At 64.7% G+C, this 13,961-nt stretch carries 17 protein-coding genes and 1 tRNA gene; 5 read left to right on the top strand and 13 right to left on the bottom strand.

The genetic code is table 11. The annotated features are described in order from the left end of the window. The first annotated feature begins 141 nt into the window (after positions 1–141). From M2331_RS04330 to M2331_RS04315, 4 genes are all read left to right on the top strand, one after another. Positions 142–426, top strand: a complete 285-nt coding sequence (locus M2331_RS04330; protein ID WP_181559138.1) for an integration host factor subunit beta — start codon at positions 142–144, stop codon at positions 424–426. A 165-nt stretch (positions 427–591) separates the two neighbouring features. After that, positions 592–678, top strand: a tRNA-Leu gene (locus M2331_RS04325). A gap of 116 nt (positions 679–794) precedes the next feature. Further along, entirely contained in the window at positions 795–2,285 is a 1,491-nt protein-coding gene (locus M2331_RS04320; protein WP_181559137.1) for an ABC transporter substrate-binding protein, read from the top strand. Between the two features lie 77 nt (positions 2,286–2,362). Continuing rightward, positions 2,363–2,770 (top strand): DUF4112 domain-containing protein, encoded by a 408-nt coding sequence (locus M2331_RS04315; protein WP_181559136.1) that lies wholly within the window; start codon positions 2,363–2,365, stop codon positions 2,768–2,770. Positions 2,771–2,802: 32 nt separating this feature from the next. Here M2331_RS04315 and nadC read toward each other — a convergent pair whose 3' ends face one another. From nadC to leuD, 9 genes are all read right to left on the bottom strand, one after another. Then, complete coding sequence (gene nadC, locus M2331_RS04310) at positions 2,803–3,663, bottom strand: carboxylating nicotinate-nucleotide diphosphorylase (RefSeq protein ID WP_181559135.1); 861 nt, start codon at positions 3,661–3,663, stop codon at positions 2,803–2,805. Continuing rightward, positions 3,647–4,960 carry a DUF2254 domain-containing protein gene (locus M2331_RS04305; RefSeq protein WP_181559134.1) on the bottom strand — a complete coding sequence of 438 codons (1,314 nt, stop codon included), beginning with the start codon at positions 4,958–4,960 and terminating at the stop codon, positions 3,647–3,649. The genes nadC and M2331_RS04305 overlap by 17 nt, the downstream gene beginning before the upstream one ends. A 16-nt stretch (positions 4,961–4,976) precedes the next feature. Beyond that, positions 4,977–5,972: a quinolinate synthase NadA gene (nadA, locus tag M2331_RS04300; protein WP_181561358.1), complete on the bottom strand. Its 996-nt coding sequence runs from the start codon at positions 5,970–5,972 to the stop codon at positions 4,977–4,979. Positions 5,973–6,040: 68 nt separating this feature from the next. Further along, positions 6,041–6,805: a hypothetical protein gene (locus M2331_RS04295; protein ID WP_181559133.1), complete on the bottom strand. Its 765-nt coding sequence runs from the start codon at positions 6,803–6,805 to the stop codon at positions 6,041–6,043. A gap of 66 nt (positions 6,806–6,871) precedes the next feature. Then, positions 6,872–7,756: an MBL fold metallo-hydrolase gene (locus tag M2331_RS04290; RefSeq protein ID WP_413716065.1), complete on the bottom strand. Its 885-nt coding sequence runs from the start codon at positions 7,754–7,756 to the stop codon at positions 6,872–6,874. Positions 7,757–8,073: 317 nt separating this feature from the next. Next, a complete protein-coding gene (gene grxD / locus M2331_RS04285; protein WP_181559131.1) occupies positions 8,074–8,403 on the bottom strand; it encodes a Grx4 family monothiol glutaredoxin in 330 nt (109 codons plus the stop codon). A gap of 46 nt (positions 8,404–8,449) precedes the next feature. After that, entirely contained in the window at positions 8,450–8,683 is a 234-nt protein-coding gene (locus M2331_RS04280) for a BolA/IbaG family iron-sulfur metabolism protein (RefSeq protein WP_181559130.1), read from the bottom strand. Between the two features lie 12 nt (positions 8,684–8,695). Further along, positions 8,696–9,022, bottom strand: a complete 327-nt coding sequence (locus M2331_RS04275) for a DUF1476 domain-containing protein (protein ID WP_181559129.1) — start codon at positions 9,020–9,022, stop codon at positions 8,696–8,698. Positions 9,023–9,119: 97 nt separating this feature from the next. Further along, complete coding sequence (gene leuD / locus M2331_RS04270) at positions 9,120–9,713, bottom strand: 3-isopropylmalate dehydratase small subunit (RefSeq protein ID WP_181559128.1); 594 nt, start codon at positions 9,711–9,713, stop codon at positions 9,120–9,122. A gap of 64 nt (positions 9,714–9,777) precedes the next feature. Here leuD and M2331_RS04265 point away from each other — a divergent pair, with 64 nt between their 5' ends. After that, a complete protein-coding gene (locus M2331_RS04265) occupies positions 9,778–10,329 on the top strand; it encodes a GNAT family N-acetyltransferase (protein WP_264592288.1) in 552 nt (183 codons plus the stop codon). A 172-nt stretch (positions 10,330–10,501) separates the two neighbouring features. Here the strand turns inward: M2331_RS04265 and leuC are convergent, their stop codons facing one another. The 4 genes from leuC to M2331_RS04245 form a co-directional block, all read right to left on the bottom strand. Next, the gene (gene leuC, locus M2331_RS04260) at positions 10,502–11,944 is read right to left on the bottom strand and encodes a 3-isopropylmalate dehydratase large subunit (protein ID WP_181559126.1); all 1,443 of its coding nucleotides are present in this window, start codon (positions 11,942–11,944) and stop codon (positions 10,502–10,504) included. 209 nt (positions 11,945–12,153) lie between these two features. Beyond that, on the bottom strand, positions 12,154–12,789 hold the full coding sequence (locus tag M2331_RS04255; protein WP_181559125.1) for a CoA transferase subunit B: 636 nt from the start codon (positions 12,787–12,789) through the stop codon (positions 12,154–12,156). Next, entirely contained in the window at positions 12,789–13,496 is a 708-nt protein-coding gene (locus tag M2331_RS04250; RefSeq protein WP_181559124.1) for a CoA transferase subunit A, read from the bottom strand. The genes M2331_RS04255 and M2331_RS04250 overlap by 1 nt, the downstream gene beginning before the upstream one ends. A gap of 206 nt (positions 13,497–13,702) precedes the next feature. Continuing rightward, on the bottom strand, positions 13,703–13,885 hold the full coding sequence (locus tag M2331_RS04245) for a CsbD family protein (protein WP_181559123.1): 183 nt from the start codon (positions 13,883–13,885) through the stop codon (positions 13,703–13,705). Between the last annotated feature and the right edge of the window lie 76 nt (positions 13,886–13,961).

The following is a 13,961-nucleotide window of genomic DNA, read 5'->3' as shown; positions in this document are numbered from 1 at the left end:
TTTCCGGGGTTCTGCGGGAATTTTCTTGATTGCTCGCCGATGTTGGCGCATCGCGCGAGTCACGGAAAACGCAACGAAGGGGGACTCGGGGCACTTCCGGATTATGGGGGACGGCTTCGGCCTTTTCGGAAAGTAGCAGAGATGATTCGTTCTCAGCTCGTTCAAAAGCTTGCGCTTCTTCATCCTGACCTCAGCGGGCAGGAAGTCGACCGCATCGTGGATATCGTTTTCGACTCGATCACCGCGCGTCTGGCCGAAGGGGGCCGGGTAGAACTGCGTGGATTCGGCGCCTTCACCACCCGCGCACGGGACGGCCGCACGGGGCGCAATCCCCGCACCGGCGATTCGGTGGTGGTACCGCCCAAGCGCGTGCCGCACTTCAAGCCCGGCAAGGAAATGCGCATTCGCCTGAATGCCGGCGACTGAGCACCCGCACCTGAGCCTTTGACGATCCGGCAGCCCGGCCATGCGGCAGCGCATCGGCCGGGTTGCGGTCATTCCGCGCACAGCATGTCGTTCACCCGGCGCTTGATAAGGGCTGGAACCGTCCTGCCGTGCATGGCATGGGCGTTCGCGCATCCCAATGTGCTTGCGGACGTGGCGAAATCGGTAGACGCAGCAGACTTAAAATCTGCTTCTCATCTGAGAGTGCGGGTTCAAGTCCCGCCGTCCGCACCATAGCGAATGCGATGTCGCCCCTTTCAAGCGCAGCCATGGTTGGACGAATCGCGTCGGCAGGCTACGGCCTCCCTGTAACGTCGATGGATTCTTGTCCGAACAGGGAGTGAAAGGCGATGGGCACCCGCCCCGCGCGAACCTGGGTCCGCCCCCTGCTGGCATTGGCCGTACTCGCCACGGCGGGATGCAACAGCCCGCGCGATAACCGCACCGTTCGGGTGGACGTGATCGGCCAGAGCGAGGCGCTCGCCCAGCCGCTGCGCCACGGCAATGCACCGGCAGCCCGGCTGATCCTCGCCTCGACCGCGCAAGGGCTGCTCAGCTTCGATGCGCGCGGCGACATTGTCGGGGCTCTGGCGGAAAGCTGGATCGTCGAGGATGGCGGCCAGAGCTACATCTTCCGCCTAAAGCGACTGCACTGGGCGGACGGCAAGCCGGTCCATGCCGATGAGGTCGCCCGGCTGCTGCGTGAGCGGATGCGCGCCAATCCGCTGCTGCTGGCGGGCCTTACTCCCGATGTCCGCGCCATGACCGACCGGGTCATCGAAATAAGGCTCGACATGAGCCTCCCCGCCTTCCTGCAATTGCTCGCCCAGCCGGACCTTGCGGTAATGACCCGCTCAGGCAACGGCACCGGCCCCTATCGCCGCGAGCCGGTTGCCAAGGGCGGACCGGTCGTGCTGGCACCCGCGACTGCCGCCAGCGAGGAGCCGACGGAGGGCGAACCCGAGAGCGAAGCCACGCCCCCGGTCGAGCGACGGGAAGTGCGCGCCGAGCGCGCGTCGCTGGCTCTCGTTCGCTTCCGCGCCCGTCATACCGATCTCGTGCTGGGCGGGCGCTTCCAGCACCTCCCCTTGATCGCCGCGGCCGGCCTCAACATGGCCGATGCGCAGACGGACCCGGTCGAGGGCCTGTTCGGCCTCGCCTTTACGAGCAGGTCGTCCTTCCTCGCGGACGTACCGGTGCGCGACGCGCTCGCGCGCCTTGTCGACCGGGACAAGCTCGCCGAGGTTCTGGGCTTGCCGGGCTGGCGCACCGCCACCTACCCGCTGCCTGCCTCCTATGAGCTGAACCGCCTGCCGAGCGCACCGGCCTGGTCCGGCCGCTCACGCGAGGAGCGCATCGAATCGGCCCGGCGAATCATCGACCGCTGGCGGGCGGACAAGGGTGACCCGCCAGTTCTGCGGGTCGCCCTGCCGGACGGATCAGGCGCCTCCCTGCTGTTCCTGCGCCTGGTTCAGGATTTCGGACAGGCCGGATTGCAACTCGATCGGGTGGCTATCGACCAACCCGCCGATCTGCGGCTGATTGACGAAGTCGCGCCCTTTGATAGTGCGTTCTGGTATCTCGCCCGCCTCGATTGTTCGGCTGGGCTCCTGTGCGATCCGCGCGTGGCCAGCCGCCTCGCCGAGGCCCGCAAGAGCCAGAATGATGAGGAACGCGCCCAGTTGCTGGCGGAAGCGGAGGAAGCGACGGTAGCCTTCAGCGGGTTCATCCCGCTCGGTCGCCCCATCCGCTGGTCGCTCGTCGGGCAGCGGCTCACCAACTTCAAACCGTCCTCGCGCGGAGTTCATCCATTGAATGCGCTGATCACCGTCCCCAACTAATCCTTCGCGCTGCCAGCAAGGCAGCCTGCAAAGGAATATGAATGGCCCGGGCGAGACCGCATAACGCCGCTGAAGAGATGGCGAGACAGTTTGAGAGCCTCGCCGGTTCGCGGCTCGGGCGCGATCCCCATGCGGTGCGCCGCCGCATCGAGATGATGGAGCAGGTGCTCGAAAATGCGATGGTGATCCCCGGAACGCGCATCCGCGTCGGGCTGGACGCCATGCTCGGCATCGTTCCCATCGTCGGCGATCTGCTCGCAGCGGCCATGGGCGCATGGATCGTTTGGGAGGCCCGCAATCTCGGGATGCCGCGCTGGCAGTTGCTGCGGATGAGCGGCAATGTCGCCTTTGACACCGCAATCGGCGCGGTTCCGCTGGTCGGCGACGCCTTCGACGTCATGTTCCGCTCGAACACGCGCAACCTGCGGATCATCCGCAAGCATCTCGACAAGCACCATCCCGAGACGACGATTATCGAAGGCTAAGCAAGCGGGCTCCGTTCCTCGGCGCCTTGAGCCTAAATGTTGCTGAAATCGAGACCGATATCCGCCGCTGGCGCCGATTGCGTCAATCGCCCGACACTAACATAATCGACGCCGGTGCTGGCAATGGCGCGGATGGTCTCCAGTGTGACGCCTCCGGACGCCTCCGTGGGCACGCGCTTTCCGACCAGCGTGACCGCGCCGCGCAGAACGTCCGGCGACATATTGTCCAGCAGCAGATGCGTCGCCCCGGCCGCGATGGCCGGCTCGATCTGGTCGATCCGGTCGACCTCCACGATCACCTCGGCAATCCCGGCGGCAACCGCGCGGCGGACGGCCTCTTCCACCGAACCGGCGACGGCCACATGATTGTCCTTGATCATCGCCGCGTCCCACAGGCCCATGCGGTGGTTTTTCGCGCCGCCCATGCGCGTCGCGTATTTCTCCAGCACGCGCAGGCCGGGGATCGTCTTGCGCGTATCGAGCAGCGTCGCCCCGGTGCCGGCAATGCGGTCCACATAGGCCCGCGTCATCGTGGCGATGCCGGTCAAGTGCTGGACGGTGTTGAGCGCCGACCGCTCCGCCGTGAGCATCGCGCGTGCGCGGCCCCTCAGGCGCATCAGGTCTGTGCCGGCAGGCACCTGATCACCATCCGCGACGAGCAGCGTGATCTCGACATCGGGATCGAGCGCACGGAAGAAGGCTTCGGCCAACGGCAGGCCCGCAACCGTCACCGCGTCACGACTGTCCATGACACCGCTGAACACCGCGTCTGCGGGGATGACGCTCTGCGACGTCACATCCCGCCCGCCGCCATTGACCGGACCATCGAGATCCTCGGCGAGGGTGGCGGCGACGAAGGCGTCGAGGTCGAAGCGGTCAAGTGTGAAGAGCATGATGCGCTCGCTTTTTCATCGCCGCCTCGAAAACGCAAGAGCGTTCCTCGAGCTCGGCGAGGGAGGGACCGGCCAGCGCGATCCGCGCCTGCGCCATCAACCGCTCACCTTCCAGCCGCAGCGCCTCCCGCCGGGGCTGCGAGGCGAGGCCGGCGGAAATGCCCAGCAGACAATCGAGAAACTGCGCCGCAGCAATAGGGCTGGTCGCTGCGGCCGAGCGCAGGGAGCCGAACCCGCGCCGCAGGAAATGGTCGAAATCGTCATTGAGCGGAATGACACGCTGCCAGTCTTCTTCTTCCTCACCCGGTCTGCTGCGCAGATCGCGCCGGGCAAGTTCGCTCATCGAAGCGCCGAGCCAGTGCATCGCCGTCACCGCCGTGAAGGGATCGTTGATGCCAGGCGACAGGGCGCGCAAGCCAATCTCGACCAGCTCGTCGATCAGAAATTCGATGTCCTGCGCCGGAGACCGAAATCCAGCGAGGGAGAAACAGTCCCGCAACTGCTTGGCCATCTCATCATCCACATGACAGCCGTGGACGGACATCAAGCCAATTTCGGGATGGACAAAATCGCCGGGACGCAGGCACATGACCACGCGGCATTTGTGCTCGCGGGCAACGTCAGCCAGGCCTGAGAAATCGACGATCTGGATATAGCCGCTGCCCGTCGCCGGCACGATCTGCCCGTCGGACAACGCCTTCATCTCCACATCGTCACCCTCTTTCGGAAAGCGCTGGCGCACTTCCTTGGTCAGGCGCCGTCCGATCTCCTCAAGCACGGAATTGATGCGGATGCTGGCGGGCACATGATTGAGGAAGAAGACCAGCACGCCGATGGAAATCAGCATCAGGCCGGTGGCGATGACCAGCGAGAGTTGCGGCACGAACCCCACATCGACACTGGATTCCGCCGCCTCCCGGACAACCCGCAGCACCATGACGGCATAGACGAACGTGCCGATGAACGTCGCCAGCGAAAGCTGGTTGCCGCGATCTTCCATGAAATTGATGAGCAGGCGCGGGCCGTAATTGCCCGAGGCATAGACCACGGCGGCAATGGTGATCGAGAAAACGGTCGACGCCACGCCGATCATCGATCCGGCAATCACGTTGAGGACATTGCGCGCCCCTTCCGGCCGCGCGGCATCCACAAACTTGACGAGATGGGCGGCCTGCCCCGAGCGATCGATGGCGATGGTGACGATCGCCAGCGCGAGGGCGAGCATCGTGAATAGCGCCGGATAAAACCAGTAGCTCGCGTTAACGTTCAGCCAGAGCGAGCGCAGGCGGACGATCACCGGGGTGGCTCCCCGCTCACCGAGCTCCCACGTCGCCCTGCCCGACCGTGTCGCTGGCAAGATCCAGCATCCGGTCGAGGCTCTTCTTCGCGGCCACCCGCAGGCTCTCATCCATCTCGATGCGCGGTTGGAGATCGCGGAGCGCGATGTAGAGCTTCTCCAGCGTGTTGAGCGCCATATAGGGGCAGACGTTGCAGTTGCAGTTGCCGTCCGCACCCGGCGCGCCGACGAAGCGCTTTTGGGGGATCGCCTTTTCCATCTGGTGGATGATGTGCGGCTCGGTCGCCACGATCAGCGTGTCGCCCGGCATGTCCTTGGCGTATTGCAGGATGCCGCTGGTCGAGCCGACATAATCGGCATGATCGATAATAGCCGGCGGGCATTCCGGGTGGGCCGCGACGGGCGCGCCGGGGTGCATGGCCTTGAGCTTGAGCAACTCGGTCTCGCTGAAGCTCTCATGCACGATGCACACGCCCGGCCAGAGCAGCATCTCACGCCCCAGCTTGCGCGCGAGATAGCCGCCCAGATGCTTGTCCGGCCCGAAGATGATCTTCTGGTCCTTGGGGAGCTTGCTCAGGATTTTCTCGGCAGACGAGCTGGTGACGATGATATCGCTGAGCGCCTTCACCTCGGCCGAGCAATTGATGTAGCTGAGCGCGATATGATCGGGATGGGCCTCGCGGAAGGCCTTGAACTGCGCGGGCGGGCAGCTGTCTTCCAGGCTGCAGCCGGCGTCCATGTCCGGCAGGATCACGATCTTCTCGGGGCTGAGGATCTTCGCCGTCTCGGCCATGAAGCGCACACCGCAAAATGCGATCACGTCCGCATCCGTCTCCGCCGCCTTGCGGGACAGCTCCAGGCTGTCGCCCACAAAGTCGGCCAGGTCCTGGATTTGCGGCTTCTGGTAATAGTGCGCGAGGATGACCGCGTTGCGCTCCTTGCGCAGGCGATTGATCTCCTCCAGCAGGTCCAGCCCCGCAAGACTTCCGCCGATCCCGCCGCGTGCATCCATCACCGAATCTCCTTTGTCATGCGGGGGAGATGGCCACGAAGCGCCCGGCGATCAACCTCTAACCGCGCTCAGGGGAAGAAGGCCCGCATATCGCGCATCGCGCCGGGGGTGCCGGCGACCATATCGCGCGTGATGGCAAGGCCCATCGGGCTGTAGGCGATGGCATCGGCCACGAGCTGACTGCCAATCAGGATGCCCGCCCCCCACAACCATGCAGCGTGGACCCGTCCTTTGCGCCGCCAGTCCCACACCATGCCGGCCAGGATGAACATCATGGGCGCCACGACAGCCGCGACCCACCAGCCCCAGGGGATGAGGAACGGCATCGGCAGCAGCCGCCCGAAGCCGGGGCCGGTCAGCCCGGCCATTGCGCCGCACATCAGCCGCCGGTGCCAGTCGGGACGCGCGCGCAGGACGAGCGCCGCCCCGACGGTGAGCGCGAAAGCCAGCAGGCCGATGCTGTTGCCGAAAAGAAATTCGTTAGTATCGAAGAAAGGAGGACCACCGATTGCGCGCACCGAATGACGCGTCACCGCCAGACCCAGCACGACCATGACCGGCACCCAGAGCAGCGCGAGCACACCAAGCCGCCGGTGCAGGCGCACCGAGCCGCCCGCCGCCAGAAAGGATTGGGTGACGAAAAGAACCAGCCAGCCGAAGAAAACCAGCGCATGGACATGAAGCAGCAGCGGCGCAGCGAAGGTCGAGCGGCCGGCGGCGACGTTGAACGAGAAGCCCGCCACAATGACAAAGGCCATCGCCAGCGCCAATTTGAGGAAGAAGCTGCGCTCGCGCTCGATCTCGGATCTGATGCCTGAAGCAAGTGTTGCCATGACGGTCCCCCCACCGTTGCCTGGACGGCGGGGAAGCTGATCCTGTTCGCGCCTTCCGTCAAGCGCCTAAATCAGCACCCTCGCCCAGACCCCGTCCGCTCTATCCTCTACCAGCCCCCGCCATTGCAGATCGATGAGATGGGCCAGCACGGATCGTCCGGCGGCACCGTGCAAGCGTGGATTGAGGCCCACATACATGCTCGCGACGAAATCCGGGATGGTGACAGCGCCCTGTCGCTCCAGAATGCGCAGGATCTGCCCTTCCCGCATCCGCCGATGCCCCAGCATGCCGCGAGCGAAGCGCTGGGGCTGCGTCACCGGTTCGCCATGGGCGGGATAATAGATGCTGTCCGAACGGCCGACGAGGCGCTCCAGCGAGGCGAGATAATCGCTCATGTCGCCATCCGGCGGCGAGACGACGCTCGTAGACCAGCTCATCACATGGTCGCCGGTGAACAGCGCCGCTTCTTCCTCGAGCGCGTAGCACAGATGATTGGAGGTGTGGCCGGGCGTCGCCAGCGCGGTAAGAATCCAGCCCGTGCCCACGATTTGCTCGCCCTCCGCGAGCACCCGATCGGGACTGTAATCGGGGTCGAATGCCGCATCGGCGCGCGGCCCGTCATCCTCCAGCGTCAGCGGCGCGCAGCCGATGATCGGCGCGCCATTGCGCTGTGCCAGCGGCCGCGCCGCCGGACTGTGATCGCGATGGGTGTGGGTGCAGGCGATAGCAATGACGGGGCGACCGGCAATCGCCGCTTCCAGTGCATCCAAATGAGCGGGATCATCCGGGCCAGGATCGATTACGGCAAGGTCGCTGTTGCCCACCAGATAGGTCTGCGTCCCCTCAAAAGTGAAGGGCGAGGGATTGGGTGCCAGCACGCGCTGCACCAGCGGCGACAGGCGCATGACCCGGCCGGTGTCGGCGGCGAGACTGGGGGCAGCAGGCATCATCTCTTCCATGTGTCACGGCCGCCGCCGATTGCAAGGCGCAAGCGGAAATGCGGGCGAAACTGTCGGAGCGCTTTACAGGTCGCAACCTCTTGCCCCGCCCTTAACTAGCGTCGCCGCCCGCTCTCCTCACCCGGAGAAACTGGCACGGCGCTTGCTCTTCTTGTCGACACACCCGCTTTGGGGGACGGGCACCCGGTCTTCTTGCCTGTCCCCCAATCCTTTTGTCTCCCAATCCCTCCGAACTCCGGCGCCCGAACACAAAACGGGCGCCGGGCTTTTTGCCCCGCGCCCGCTTGAAGAACGAAATGGAAGCTCGGTCAGGCGGCGATGACGCCCTGCTCCGCAAGAAGCTGCTTGAGCTCGCCCGCCTCATACATTTCCATCATGATGTCCGACCCGCCGAGGAACTCGCCCTTCACATAGAGCTGGGGGATGGTCGGCCAGTCGGAAAAGCTCTTGATGCCCTGGCGAATCTCCTGATCCTGCAGCACATCCACGCTCTCGAAGGGTGCGCCGAGCCGTTCCAGAATGGCAATGGCGCGACTGGAGAACCCGCATTGCGGGAACAAGGGCGTGCCTTTCATGAAGAGCACGACATCGTTCTTGCCGACGATATCGGCGATGCGGGCGTGGACGGGGTCGGTCATGTCTGGTCTCCGGGCAGCAGTGCGGCGCGATGCCGGCGCTGCGCTATCAGTTGGGAACGGCCGTGGTCAGTTGCAAGGCGTGAAGCTCTCCGCCCATGCGACCGCCCAGCGCGGCATAGACGGCACGCTGCTGGGCAATGCGATTCATCCCCCGAAAACTCTCGGAGGTGACCCGCGCCGCATAATGGTCGCCGTCGCCGGCCAGATCGGTGATCTCCACCGTCGCATCCGGGAAAGCCGCGAGGATCATCGCCTCGATATCGCCAGCCGCCATGGGCATGTCAAAAGCCCCTCAATTCTCTTCCTGCATGAACTGGCGACGCGCCTCGGCGGCCTTGTCGCTCAGCGCCGTGCGCACGCGCTGCTCGTCCATGTCGACGCCAGCGGACACCAGATCGCCCATCACCTTGCGGATCACGTCCTCATCGCCGGCTTCCTCGAAGTCCGCCTGAACGACCGCCTTGGCATAGGCATCGGTCTCTTCCTTGGTCAGGCCCATCAGGCCGGCCGCCCACTCGCCAAGCAGGCGGTTGCGCCGGGCAGCGACCCGGAACGCGAGTTCCTGATCCAGGGCGAACTTGGTCTCGAACGCCTTCTCGCGATCGTCGAATGAACTCATGAAAGACGCACCTTCATCTGGAGATAACTATGTAGAGGCCCTACTTAGGAAGCAGGCGCCCCATTGGCAACGCGCGGGAGGTTGCCCCGCGACGAATTCAGGCGGCCGCCGGCACCAGCCAAGGCCGGGTCTGCGCGTCGCGCGCCTCGAATGCACCGATGGTGTCCCCCTGCGCCATCGTCAGGCCGATCTCGTCGAGGCCGCCCAGCAGGCAGCTTTTGCGGAACGGATCGATCTCGAAGGTGAAACGGTCCTGGAACGGCGTCGTCACCGACTGGTTCTCCAGATCGATGCTGATCGGATCGGTCTTGGCGACCTCCAGCAGCCGGTCGACCGCGTCCTGCGGCAGCACGACGGTGAGGATGCCGTTCTTGAAGGCATTGCCGGAGAAAATATCCGAGAAGCTGGGCGCGATCACGGCTCGCACGCCCATGTCGATCAGCGCCCAGGCGGCATGTTCGCGGCTCGACCCGCAGCCGAAATTGTCGCCGGCCACGATGATCGGCGCGCCGGCATAACGCGGATCGTCGAACACATTGCCCGGCTCCTTGCGCAGCGCCTCGAACGCGCCCTTGCCCAGGCCCGTGCGACTGATGGTCTTGAGCCATTCGGCCGGAATGATGATGTCGGTATCGACATTCTTCAGGCCGAAGGGATAGGCGCGACCTTCAACGGTGGTGACGGGTTCCATGCTGGTCCTGCTGATGACGGGCTGTTTGACCGGTCAAGTGGCGGATGCGCGCGCTTGCGTCAAGATGCCGACCCGATATGCAGGCGGGCAATGGCAATCCCCGGAGCATGATGAAGCAATGGCAGTGAGCGGCACTTGGCGCCCGATGCGCGCGCATGACATGGCAGCGGTCAAGGCCATCTCCGATGCGGTCCATGGCCGCTATACCGAGGATGAAGCGATCTACGCCGAGCGCCTGAGCCTGCATCCGGCGGGCTGTTTCGTCTTCGAGGAGGCAGGGCGCGTGCTCGGCTATCTCATCGCCCACCCCTGGCAGGCGGGCGGCGTGCCGGCCTTCAATGCACGGCTTGGCGCCATCCCGGAGAAACCCGGCAGCTATTATCTGCACGATCTCGCGCTGCTGCCCGATGCGCGTGGCAGTGGTGCCGGGCGGGCCGCGCTGGCGCTGATCGTCGCGCAGGCGCGCAGCGAGGGTCTGGGAGAAATCTGGCTGACGGCGGTCAATGGCGCCGATCGCTATTGGGCGTCGCAAGGCTTCGAGGCCGTCGAAGCGCCCGACCCAGCCGGTTATGACGAAACCTGTCGCCGCATGAACATGCGCGTGCCGACGGCGTAACAGCGCGGATAGTCAAGCCCGCGCCCGTCGAACGAACCCTTCACACTCAGCGTGCGGCGGGCTTCTCCGCCTTGGCGGCAGCACCGGCGGACTGGCCAAGGCCCATCGCCATGGCAGCGCTACCGAGGGCACCGGCGACCAAAATCCAGAAAATGACTTTCATTGCGTCCCCTTACGCTTGCTCGGGCACCATTAGTTCGCGAACGTCCGCAAGTCGACCCCTGATCGCGGCAGCGGCGGCCATCACCGGCGAGACGAGATGGGTGCGCGCACCCGGCCCCTGCCGGCCCATGAAGTTGCGATTGCTGGTGGAGGCGCAACGCTCGCCGCTCGGCACGCGATCCGGGTTCATGCCCAGGCACATGGAGCAGCCCGGCTCGCGCCACTCGAACCCGGCCTCGATGAAGATGCGATCCAGCCCCTCGACTTCGGCCTGATGCTTGACCAGACCGGAGCCGGGCACGACCAGCGCCTGCTTGATGCCGTCGGCTACCTTGCGCCCTTTGAGCACAGACGCGGCCGCGCGCAGATCCTCGATGCGGCTGTTGGTGCAACTGCCGATGAAGATGTGCTCGACCGGCACGTCTTCCATGCGCTGCCCTGCGGTCAGGCCCATATAGGCCAGCGACTTGGCCGCAGCTTCCCGCTTGGAGGGATCCTCGAAGCTCTCAGGATCGGGCACGACGCCGGTGATCGGCACCACGTCCTCGGGGCTGGTGCCCCAGGTAACGGTCGGCGCGATTTCGCTCGCCTCCAGCCGCACATGCTTGTCGAACACCGCGCCTTCGTCGGTGACGAGCGTGCGCCAATAATCGACCGCGCGGTCCCAATCGGCACCCTGCGGCGCCATCGGGCGGCCCTTGATGTACTCGAACGTCTTCTCGTCCGGCGCGAACAGGCCCGAGCGCGCGCCACCCTCGATCGCCATGTTGGCGACGGTCAGCCGGCTCTCGATGCTCATCGCGCGGAAGGTCGAGCCGCGGAATTCCATGACATGGCCGGTGCCGCCAGCCGTGCCGATGCGGCCGATAACGGCGAGGATCACGTCCTTGGCCGTCACGCCATAGCCCAGCTCGCCCTCGACCTCGATGGCAAGCGTCTTGCTCGGCTTGAGCAGCAACGTCTGCGTGGCCAGCACATGCTCGACCTCGCTGGTGCCGATGCCGAAGGCCAGCGCGCCCAGCGCGCCGTGGGCCGCCGTGTGGCTATCCCCGCAGACCAGGGTCATACCGGGCAGCGTGAAGCCCTGCTCGGGGCCGACGACATGGACGATACCCTGATTGATGTCCGTCGCGCCGAAATAGCGGATACCGAACTCGGGCGCATTGCGCTCCAGCGCGGCGAGCTGCTGCGCGCTCTCCTTGTTGACGATGGGGATGCGGTTGCCCTGCGCATCAACCCGCGCCGTGGTCGGCACATTGTGATCGGGCACGGCCAGCGTGAGATCGGGCCGGCGCACTTTGCGGCCAGCCAGACGAAGGCCCTCGAACGCTTGCGGGCTGGTCACTTCATGGACGAGGTGGCGGTCGATATAGACAAGGCACGTGCCATCGTCGCGCTTCTCGACGACGTGCGCGTCCCAGATCTTCTCATAAAGGGTGCGGGCCTGGGTCATAATGGGGCTGCCCTACATCTGTCGCGGTCGGGGGGGAAGCCCCTATATCGGGCGGTCAAAGTCCGTTTCAATGGCGCGCGCGGCACTCCTCCTCTCGTCGCCCCGGACTTGATCCGGGATGACGGAGTATTGGTGGGGCAGCGGAGCGCTCCAGAACTGCCCCTCCTCCGAAGAGAAGGGGGGTAACTACCGCGCGTTAACCCGACGCCTTACGAGACGTAATGCGCCGTCGTCTTGGCCGCGACTTCCTCGGCGGTAACACCCGGCGCCAGTTCCACGAGGCGGAAGGGCTGATCGTGCGAAACGCGCTGGAAGACGCACAGATCGGTGACGATCATGTCCACCACGTCGCGGCCGGTGAGCGGCAGGGTGCATTCCGGGATAAACTTGGGGCTGCCATCCTTGGCATTATGCTCCATCACCACGATGATCTTCTTGACGCCGGCGACGAGGTCCATCGCGCCGCCCATGCCCTTTATCATCTTGCCGGGGATCATCCAGTTGGCGATATCGCCCTTTTCGGAGACTTCCATCGCGCCCAGCACGGTGAGATCGATGTGGCCGCCGCGGATCATCGCGAAGCTGTCTGCGCTGGAGAAGTAGACGCTGCTCGGCAGTTCGCTGATCGTCTGCTTGCCGGCATTGATGAGGTCCGGGTCGACCTGATCGTCATAAGGGAACGGGCCGATGCCGAGCATCCCGTTCTCGCTCTGCAGCGTGACCTCCACGCCGGCAGGGATGTGATTGGCGACCAGCGTCGGGATGCCGATGCCGAGATTCACATAGAAGCCGTCCTGCAGTTCCTTCGCGGCGCGCGCGGCCATTTCATCGCGTGACCAGCCCATTATGCGGCCTCCCTTTCGCGGACAGTGCGGAATTCGATCTTCTTGTCATAAGGCGCACCGACGATCATGCGCTTCACATAGATGCCGGGCAGATGAATGCTGTCCGGGTCGAGGCTGCCCACGGGCACGACTTCCTCGACTTCCGCGACGCAGATCTTGCCCGCGGTGGCCATCGGCTGGTTGAAATTGCGCGCGGTCTTGCGGAAAATCAGATTGCCTGCTTCATCGGCCTTCCAGCCCTTGATGATGCACAGATCGGCATAAATGCCGCGTTCGAGCACATATTCCTGCCCGTCGAAAATCTTGGTTTCCTTGCCCTCGGCGACCTGCGTGCCCACGCCGGTTTTGGTGTAAAAGCCGGGGATGCCCGCGCCGCCGGCCCGGCAGCGCTCGGCAAGCGTGCCCTGTGGACAGAACTCCACCTCCAGTTCGCCTGCAAGATATTGCCGCTCGAACTCCTTGTTCTCGCCGACATAGGACGAAATCATCTTCTTGACCTGGCGGGTGCGCAGCAGCTTCCCCAGCCCCTCGCCATCGATGCCGGCATTGTTGGAAGCGAAGGTCAAATCCTTCACGCCGGAATCGCGGATCGCGTCGATCAGCCGCTCGGGAATACCGCACAGGCCGAACCCGCCGGCACAAATGAGCATTCCGTCATGGAGCAAGCCATCCAGAGCGGATGCGGCATCGGGGTAGAGTTTCTTCACGCGTGTCTCCTTGGCACGGATGGAGCGAAAACTGATCCGCCCATAAGAGCGCCGGACCGGGCGGTCAAATGCCCGGATTGCATGAAGCGGTAGGGAAACCGAACCATACCGGGTGATCGCTGCCTGCTCGGACATAAACAATGAAGGCCGCACTCGCTTCTGCGAGTACGACCTTTCATCAAACGCTTGAGCGTTACGGCTTGGGGTCAGACCCGGTCGCCGAGGACTCCCTTCACGGCGCCCTTGAGGCCTTGGCCCTTGCCCTTGAGCTCCTGGCCGAGACCTTCCGCCTGCTGATCGGGATCGTTGCGCTGCTTGCCGATCTCCTGCTTGGCCTTGCCGACTGCTTCGTTGACGGCACCCTTGGCCTTGTCGATCAATTCACCCATGATAGGTCTCCAATCGCTGAATTCTGCTACGGCCGGACGATCCGACCGTCTGAAAATCAAACGAGTTGGGAGGCGG

The sequence above is a fragment of the Sphingobium sp. B10D7B genome, assembly GCF_025961955.1.
Lineage (GTDB): Bacteria > Pseudomonadota > Alphaproteobacteria > Sphingomonadales > Sphingomonadaceae > Sphingobium.
The sequence above is the reverse complement of the archived record's forward strand: the minus strand, read 5'-3'. Positions and strand labels throughout refer to the sequence as shown.

Bases quoted from the DNA above. Each gene is read 5' to 3' on its own strand.
- M2331_RS04330 (WP_181559138.1), top strand. From the start codon at position 142: ATGATTCGTTCTCAGCTCGTTCAAAAGCTTGCGCTTCTTCATCCTGAC.
- M2331_RS04320 (WP_181559137.1), top strand. From the start codon at position 795: ATGGGCACCCGCCCCGCGCGAACCTGGGTCCGCCCCCTGCTGGCATTG.
- M2331_RS04315 (WP_181559136.1), top strand. From the start codon at position 2,363: ATGGCGAGACAGTTTGAGAGCCTCGCCGGTTCGCGGCTCGGGCGCGAT.
- nadC (WP_181559135.1), bottom strand. From the start codon at position 3,663: ATGCTCTTCACACTTGACCGCTTCGACCTCGACGCCTTCGTCGCCGCC.
- nadA (WP_181561358.1), bottom strand. From the start codon at position 5,972: ATGGATGCACGCGGCGGGATCGGCGGAAGTCTTGCGGGGCTGGACCTG.
- M2331_RS04295 (WP_181559133.1), bottom strand. From the start codon at position 6,805: ATGGCAACACTTGCTTCAGGCATCAGATCCGAGATCGAGCGCGAGCGC.
- M2331_RS04290 (WP_413716065.1), bottom strand. From the start codon at position 7,756: ATGATGCCTGCTGCCCCCAGTCTCGCCGCCGACACCGGCCGGGTCATG.
- grxD (WP_181559131.1), bottom strand. From the start codon at position 8,403: ATGACCGACCCCGTCCACGCCCGCATCGCCGATATCGTCGGCAAGAAC.
- M2331_RS04280 (WP_181559130.1), bottom strand. From the start codon at position 8,683: ATGCCCATGGCGGCTGGCGATATCGAGGCGATGATCCTCGCGGCTTTC.
- M2331_RS04275 (WP_181559129.1), bottom strand. From the start codon at position 9,022: ATGAGTTCATTCGACGATCGCGAGAAGGCGTTCGAGACCAAGTTCGCC.
- leuD (WP_181559128.1), bottom strand. From the start codon at position 9,713: ATGGAACCCGTCACCACCGTTGAAGGTCGCGCCTATCCCTTCGGCCTG.
- M2331_RS04265 (WP_264592288.1), top strand. From the start codon at position 9,778: ATGCCGACCCGATATGCAGGCGGGCAATGGCAATCCCCGGAGCATGAT.
- leuC (WP_181559126.1), bottom strand. From the start codon at position 11,944: ATGACCCAGGCCCGCACCCTTTATGAGAAGATCTGGGACGCGCACGTC.
- M2331_RS04255 (WP_181559125.1), bottom strand. From the start codon at position 12,789: ATGGGCTGGTCACGCGATGAAATGGCCGCGCGCGCCGCGAAGGAACTG.
- M2331_RS04245 (WP_181559123.1), bottom strand. From the start codon at position 13,885: ATGGGTGAATTGATCGACAAGGCCAAGGGTGCCGTCAACGAAGCAGTC.